This is a genomic window from Sulfurimonas sp. (assembly GCF_026991475.1).
Taxonomy (GTDB): domain Bacteria; phylum Campylobacterota; class Campylobacteria; order Campylobacterales; family Sulfurimonadaceae; genus Sulfurimonas.
This window is the reverse complement of sequence record NZ_JALXBK010000044.1, coordinates 65,499-71,736: the sequence shown is the minus strand read 5'-3', so window position 1 is coordinate 71,736 and position 6,238 is coordinate 65,499. Positions and strand designations below refer to the sequence as shown.

The window sequence follows — 6,238 nt, the reverse complement described above, 5'->3', positions numbered from 1 at the left end:
ACACTGCAATGCTGAGTATCTGTAGTGTGCATGAAGAGAAACCTATGCTGTTTATTGCAAGTGACCATGAAGAGGTTGGAAGTGATTCAACGAGTGGAGCAGGGGGAAGCTTTTTGGAGAGTACACTTAAACGAATCTTTCCAGACTTTGAAGAGTATATGAAAATGGTGCGAAGCTCTTTAATGGTAAGTGCTGACAATGCTCATGCAATCCATCCAAATTACCCCTCTAAACACGATGCAAACCATGCACCATATATAAATAGAGGTGTTGTCATAAAAGTGAATGCAAATCAGCGTTACGCTTCAAATTCCCAAACTATTGCTAAGTTTATGAAAATCGCTCAAGAGTTGCAGTTACCATTGCAGCAGTTTGTAACCCGTAGCGATATGGGATGTGGTTCTACCATAGGTCCAATTACTGCTACTCGTATAGGCGTAGATACCATAGATATTGGGCTCCCTACTTATGCGATGCACTCAATTAGAGAACTTGCAGGAAGTGATGATGCGCATGCACTCTATAAAATTTTAACAGGATTTCAACTTTAGATGGCAGCAGTTACACCAGAAGAGTTAAATCTTTTAATAGAGCAGACCTATAAAGTAGAAAATGAGTTTAATGAACTCAAAAGCTCTTATGCAAATCTTCAAGATACTGTTGAAAAACTGATTGAATTTTTACCAAATGCAATCTGGATACTCAATAGTGATAATACTGTTTTTGTGCAAAATTCTTATGCTAGAGAACTCTATAAACTGCTTAAAGAGTTATCGTACAGAGATGAAGATTATGAGATTCAGTTTAATACGCGCTCTTATCTTGTAAAAAGTTCAACCTATAAAGATAAAGTGATGTTAAGTGTTACAGATATAACTGATCAAAAACGAAAAGAAAATTTAGCAACAATGGGGCAGATGGCAGCACACCTCTCTCATGAAATAAGAAATCCCATAGGTTCCATCTCTCTTTTAAGCTCTGCCCTTAAAAAGAAGGTCATTCCTCAAAATGTACCTATTGTTGAGGAGATACAAAAATCTGTAAGTAGAATTGACAGAATAATAAAAGCAACGCTGATGTTTTCAAAAGGTGTTATAGCGAATAAAGAGCAATTTTTATGGAGTGAACTGAGAGAATCTATAGATATGTCTTTAAAATATTATGACTACTCAAAAGAGATAACATTTCTTTTTCCAGAAGATGATTTTATGCTAAACGCAGACAAAGATCTGCTTGAAATGCTCTTCTCAAATCTTATTATAAACGCAGTAGATGCTATTGAAGCTGATGATAATGATGAGGGAACAATAGAGATAAAACATTTTTCTTATGAAGAGAGACATATATTTCAAATATTTGATACAGGTGTCGCAATTGAGAATAAAGAGGAACTTTTTGAAGCCTTTAAAAGTACTAAAATTAAGGGGAATGGACTCGGTCTAATACTTTCTCGTCAAATAGCACAAGCACATGATGGAAATGTGTTTTTATGTGATAAAAAGATAAAATGTTTTGAAATAGAGCTACACATTTAATTTAAGCATATAATTTATACATTCTATTATCTTATTTTTATTACAATAACTTTTTATTAAAGGAATACAATGAAAACACTCTTATCCTTTGTTGGATCAATGAAATCTATGGTGGTTTTGATGCTGATTTTTGCATTTGCCATTGGATATGCGACTATAGTTGAAAATGACTATGGAACGATGACCGCAAAAGCAGAAATTTATAATGCACAATGGTTTAATGTTCTTTTAGGGATTTTAGCTTTAAATCTTGTTTATAATATTATACATTTTAAAATGTACACACTTAAAAAAGCTCCTATATTTATATTTCATATTGCTTTTTTAGTTATTTTATTTGGTGCAGCTGTTACCAGATATATGGGCTATGAGGGTATTATGCATATCAGAAATGGTATGATTGCCTCTTCTATGATGAGCTCAGATCCGTACTTTGATGTAGAAGCAAAAGTAGGTGACAAAGTAGTATCATACTCTAAAATTGCCTATCTCTCTAAGCGTTTAAATAACGACTTAGAAGCCTCTTTGGATGTTGCAGGTAAAGATGTAGATGTTACCCTCAAAGAGTATATTCCAAATGCCATAACTTCAATAGTAGAAGACACCAAAGGTTCTTCAATGCTAAGTCTGATGGTAACTGGTGGAGGTAGAGGAAAACCTGTTGCACTAGATAAAGGTAACTACTATAATGCTGGAAATTTTATTTTAGATTTTCAATCTGGTAAAACATTTAAGAAGCCTACAATATCTATATTTTTAAAAGACAATAAGCTCTATATGAAACATAATATGCAACTCTCTTATATGAAAATGTCAGATAGATCAAAAGGAGAATTAGCAGCAAACGACAATGATCTCTTGAACAATAGAGTTCTTTATACAACAAAATTTGGTAGTTTTGTACTTCGTAAATATTTGCCACATGCTGTTAAAAAAGTGATCACAAACCCTAATGCTAAATTAAGAGCTTCTGGTCTTGGACTTTTGCGTTTTTCTGTAGATGTTGATGGGCATAAAAAAAATGTAACTGCTTATTTTAGAAATGGTTTAGAGGGCGAGGCTTCGCATGTAAATGTTGATGGTGTAGATGTCTATGTCTCTTTTGGTTCAAAAGAGATTCAAATTCCTTTTCAAATCAAGTTACTAAAATTTAAGCTTGATAGATACCCAGGCTCTATGAGTCCAGCCTCGTATGCAAGTGAGGTGGAGGTTATTGATAAAGCAAATAATTTTCATGAAAAATATAGGATTTATATGAATCATATTTTAGAGTATAGACATTACAGATTTTTTCAATCTTCTTATGATATGGATGAAGGAGGAACCGTCTTGTCAGTAAATCATGATCCAGGAACACTTCCAACATATATTGGATATGCACTTTTAGCATTTGGACTGTTTTGGACACTTTTTTCAAGAAAACATAGATTTTCTCGTCTTTCAAAAAAAGCAAAAGATGCAGCAAAAGCCAAAGCTATTCCTGCATTGCTTGCTATGGGAGTTTTACTTAGTATAACTCCATCGGTGCATGCAGATAGTTTAGATCCGTCAATAAAAACGATTTTGTCTTTTCCTAAAGAGCATGCGAAAAAGTTTTCTAAATTAGTTGTACAAGATACAAAAGGGCGAATGAAACCAATAGATACGCTTGCTATTGAAGTTCTTGCAAAGATTCACAGAAGTGCTACGCTAAAGGTTGGAGATAAAACACTTAATGCAGATCAGGTACTTTTAGGAATGATGATGCGTCCTGATATTTATAGAAATATAAAGTTAATCAGAACAGGAAATGAAAATATTAATAAAATAATAGGTATTGCAAAAGATGCAAAATATGCCTCTTTTGCACAATTTTTTCAAGATCCTGAAAATATGCGTGGCTATAAGCTTATGAAACTAGTTGATGAGGCTTCAAGAAAAGCTCCAAAAGATAGAGAAAGACTTGATAAAGCTGCACTAAAGATTGATGAAAAAGTGAATGTTGTTTATATGGTTTTTACAGGTTCACTTCTAAAAATTTGGCCAAAACCAAATGATGTAAATAACAAATGGTATGCAACAATAGAAGCATTGAAAAAGTTTTCACCTCAAAATAGTAAGCGTGTAAGAAATCTTGCTGTAAACTATTTTACTTCTGTAGATGCTTCACTAAAAAGTGGTGATTGGTCTAAGAGTAATGCAGCACTTGATAAAATTGCAGCATATCAGAAAAAGTATGGTGCGGCTGTTTATCCAAAAGCAAGTAGAATAAAAGCAGAAATTTTCTATAACCATTCAAATATATTTGAAATTCTTTGGCCTCTGTATTTCATAGTCGGTTTTGTTTTACTTGTTCTTAGTTTTATTAAAATTTTAAAACCACAGTTTAAAATGACATTTATTACAAAATCTGCCTTGGGGCTTTTGGGAATTTTCTTCCTAGCACATACTTTAGGGCTTGCTCTTCGTTGGTATATTTCAGGACATGCTCCTTGGTCAAATGGATTTGAGTCTATGACTTATATTGCTTGGGCAACAGTTTTGGCTGGTTTCATTTTCTCTAAGCAGTCACCAATTACTCTTGCTTCGACTTCTATTTTAGCAGGTCTGATTCTATTTGTTGCACATTTAAGTTGGATGAACCCTCAAATCACAAATCTTGTGCCTGTACTGAACTCTTACTGGTTAAGCATACATGTTTCTATGATTACGGCGAGTTATGGTTTCTTAGGTTTGAGTGCCTTGCTTGGGTTTATTACGCTACTTCTGTTCATCGCAAAAAATGAAAAGAACGATAGACAAATTTCACTCTCTATAAAAGAGTTAAACGCAATCAATGAAATGAGCCTTATGATAGGTCTTGCAATGCTTACGGTTGGGAATTTCCTTGGTGGTGTTTGGGCAAATGAGTCTTGGGGTAGATACTGGAGTTGGGATCCAAAAGAGACTTGGGCACTTGTAACCATCATTGTTTATGCTGTTGTGTTGCATTTAAGATTTATTAAATCTATTTATAATGATTTTAACTACAGCGTAATCTCTTTAATGGCATTTACATCTGTACTTATGACCTATTTTGGAGTGAACTACTACCTTGCAGGTATGCACTCATACGCAAAAGGTGATCCGGTTCCTATTCCTGATTTTGTACCTATTAGTTATGCAATTGTCTTTGTTATTATTATACTTGCGTTTAGAAATAGAAAGTTAGCATAGGACAAATATGGAGTTTAGTGGTTTTTCACCAAAAGTTTTACCTTTTTTAGACTCTATTCGTAAAAACAACAACAAAGTATGGTTTGAAGCTCATAAAAGTGAGTATGAAAACCTTATTCTCAACCCATCTCGCGCTTTTGTCGTAGAGATGGGTGAACATCTTCAAGCACTAGAGCCCACCATAAACGCAGAACCAAAAATAAACAAATCACTCTATAGAATTTACAGAGATACCCGTAGAATGGGTGCAAATAAAGAGCCAATTAAACACCGTATTGGTGTAATATTTTGGCAAGGATCTGGCAAAAGGATGCAAAGCTCCTCTTTTTATATGCATTTCTCCCCAGAGGAACTTTATGTTGCAGTTGGTGTGAGATGGTTTGAAAAACCTATGCTTGATGCTTTTCGTGAATATATAAAAGATGATGCAAAGCGGCAAGAACTTGCAGATATTTTGAACAAAATCAAAGGGATGGGAAAAAATTATACACATCTTGAAAAAGGCTATAAACGCTACCCAAAAGGTTTTGACAAAGATATGCCAAACGCAGACTTATCTCTCTATAAAGGTATGGCAACATATAAGCTTTTAGACCCACATCTTATAGAAGATGGTAAAGCTCTCATTACAACTCTTTTTGAAATATATGAAGATATGTTGCCTCTGCAGCAGTTTATGTATGAAGTTAGTTTACGGATTGAAGTTTAATGGGTATATTTTGGTGATGGAAAAGTATAAGAAAGTTGAAAATAATTTTTTAATTCATTTAGAAAATTTTGATGCTACAAGCAAACAATCTGCAATATCTTCTTTTGCAATGTTATGGTATACCATTAAAGACTACAGAAAACACCTGAATAAAAGAATGAATATTGAAGAAATAGTTATTGATGAGCATGACTATTTACAAAAAACATTTAATGCTCTTAGTAGTGACGAAACATTTTTTGAACTCTATGAAGCAGCTGATTTATGGGATAGGGTTTTTTATACAAAAGAAGACAATTGGGCTGTTATTGTCGCACAAAATGGCAAAATATTGACTTCATATAAAATTGATAGTACAATTGTGGATACATTGAGTAAGCATAAAGAACAATTAGGTGCAAAAGTAAACAGGGTGGAGGTTAGCAATGAATTTAGACAAACAATTAAACAGATTACAGAAAAACTTAGAGAATTTTGATCTTGAAGCTTTTTTTCATGATGAGACTTTTTTTGAAATACTTGATGATAGAAAAGCATTAGAAGAAAATAGAGAGTGTTTAACGGCTGAACAATCTGATAGACTTTACAATATTGATAGAATTATAGATAGCTACTATAACATATATAAGAACCAAAAACTTGAAGGCTATTCTAGGCTTAGTTTTAAGCTTTTAAGCGATGTGGAAAAAATATCTTCTGCTCATTTGCAAGTTGCTGCATAAACTTTTCTTTTGGCAACATAAATAAACTTTAAACCTGATTTTAGGTAAAATCATACTAATAAATCAGAGGTTCATAT

General features: G+C 33.3%; 6 protein-coding genes. All 6 read left to right on the top strand.

All coding sequences use genetic code 11. From position 1 onward, the window contains the following. On the top strand, positions 1-551 hold a 551-nt coding region (locus tag MV589_RS03225), incomplete at its 5' end, for a zinc-binding metallopeptidase family protein (RefSeq protein WP_521966162.1). Further along, entirely contained in the window at positions 552-1,535 is a 984-nt protein-coding gene (locus MV589_RS03220; RefSeq protein WP_297431985.1) for a sensor histidine kinase, read from the top strand. It abuts the gene before it with no gap. A 69-nt stretch (positions 1,536-1,604) separates the two neighbouring features. Continuing rightward, positions 1,605-4,730 (top strand): cytochrome c biogenesis protein, encoded by a 3,126-nt coding sequence (locus MV589_RS03215; protein ID WP_297431983.1) that lies wholly within the window; start codon positions 1,605-1,607, stop codon positions 4,728-4,730. 7 nt (positions 4,731-4,737) lie between these two features. Next, the gene (locus MV589_RS03210) at positions 4,738-5,439 is read left to right on the top strand and encodes a DUF2461 domain-containing protein (protein WP_297431980.1); all 702 of its coding nucleotides are present in this window, start codon (positions 4,738-4,740) and stop codon (positions 5,437-5,439) included. Beyond that, a complete protein-coding gene (locus MV589_RS03205) occupies positions 5,411-5,917 on the top strand; it encodes a hypothetical protein (RefSeq protein ID WP_297431978.1) in 507 nt (168 codons plus the stop codon). The genes MV589_RS03210 and MV589_RS03205 overlap by 29 nt, the downstream gene beginning before the upstream one ends. Continuing rightward, a complete protein-coding gene (locus MV589_RS03200) occupies positions 5,865-6,161 on the top strand; it encodes a hypothetical protein (RefSeq protein WP_297431976.1) in 297 nt (98 codons plus the stop codon). The genes MV589_RS03205 and MV589_RS03200 overlap by 53 nt, the downstream gene beginning before the upstream one ends. Positions 6,162-6,238: the final 77 nt, after the last annotated feature.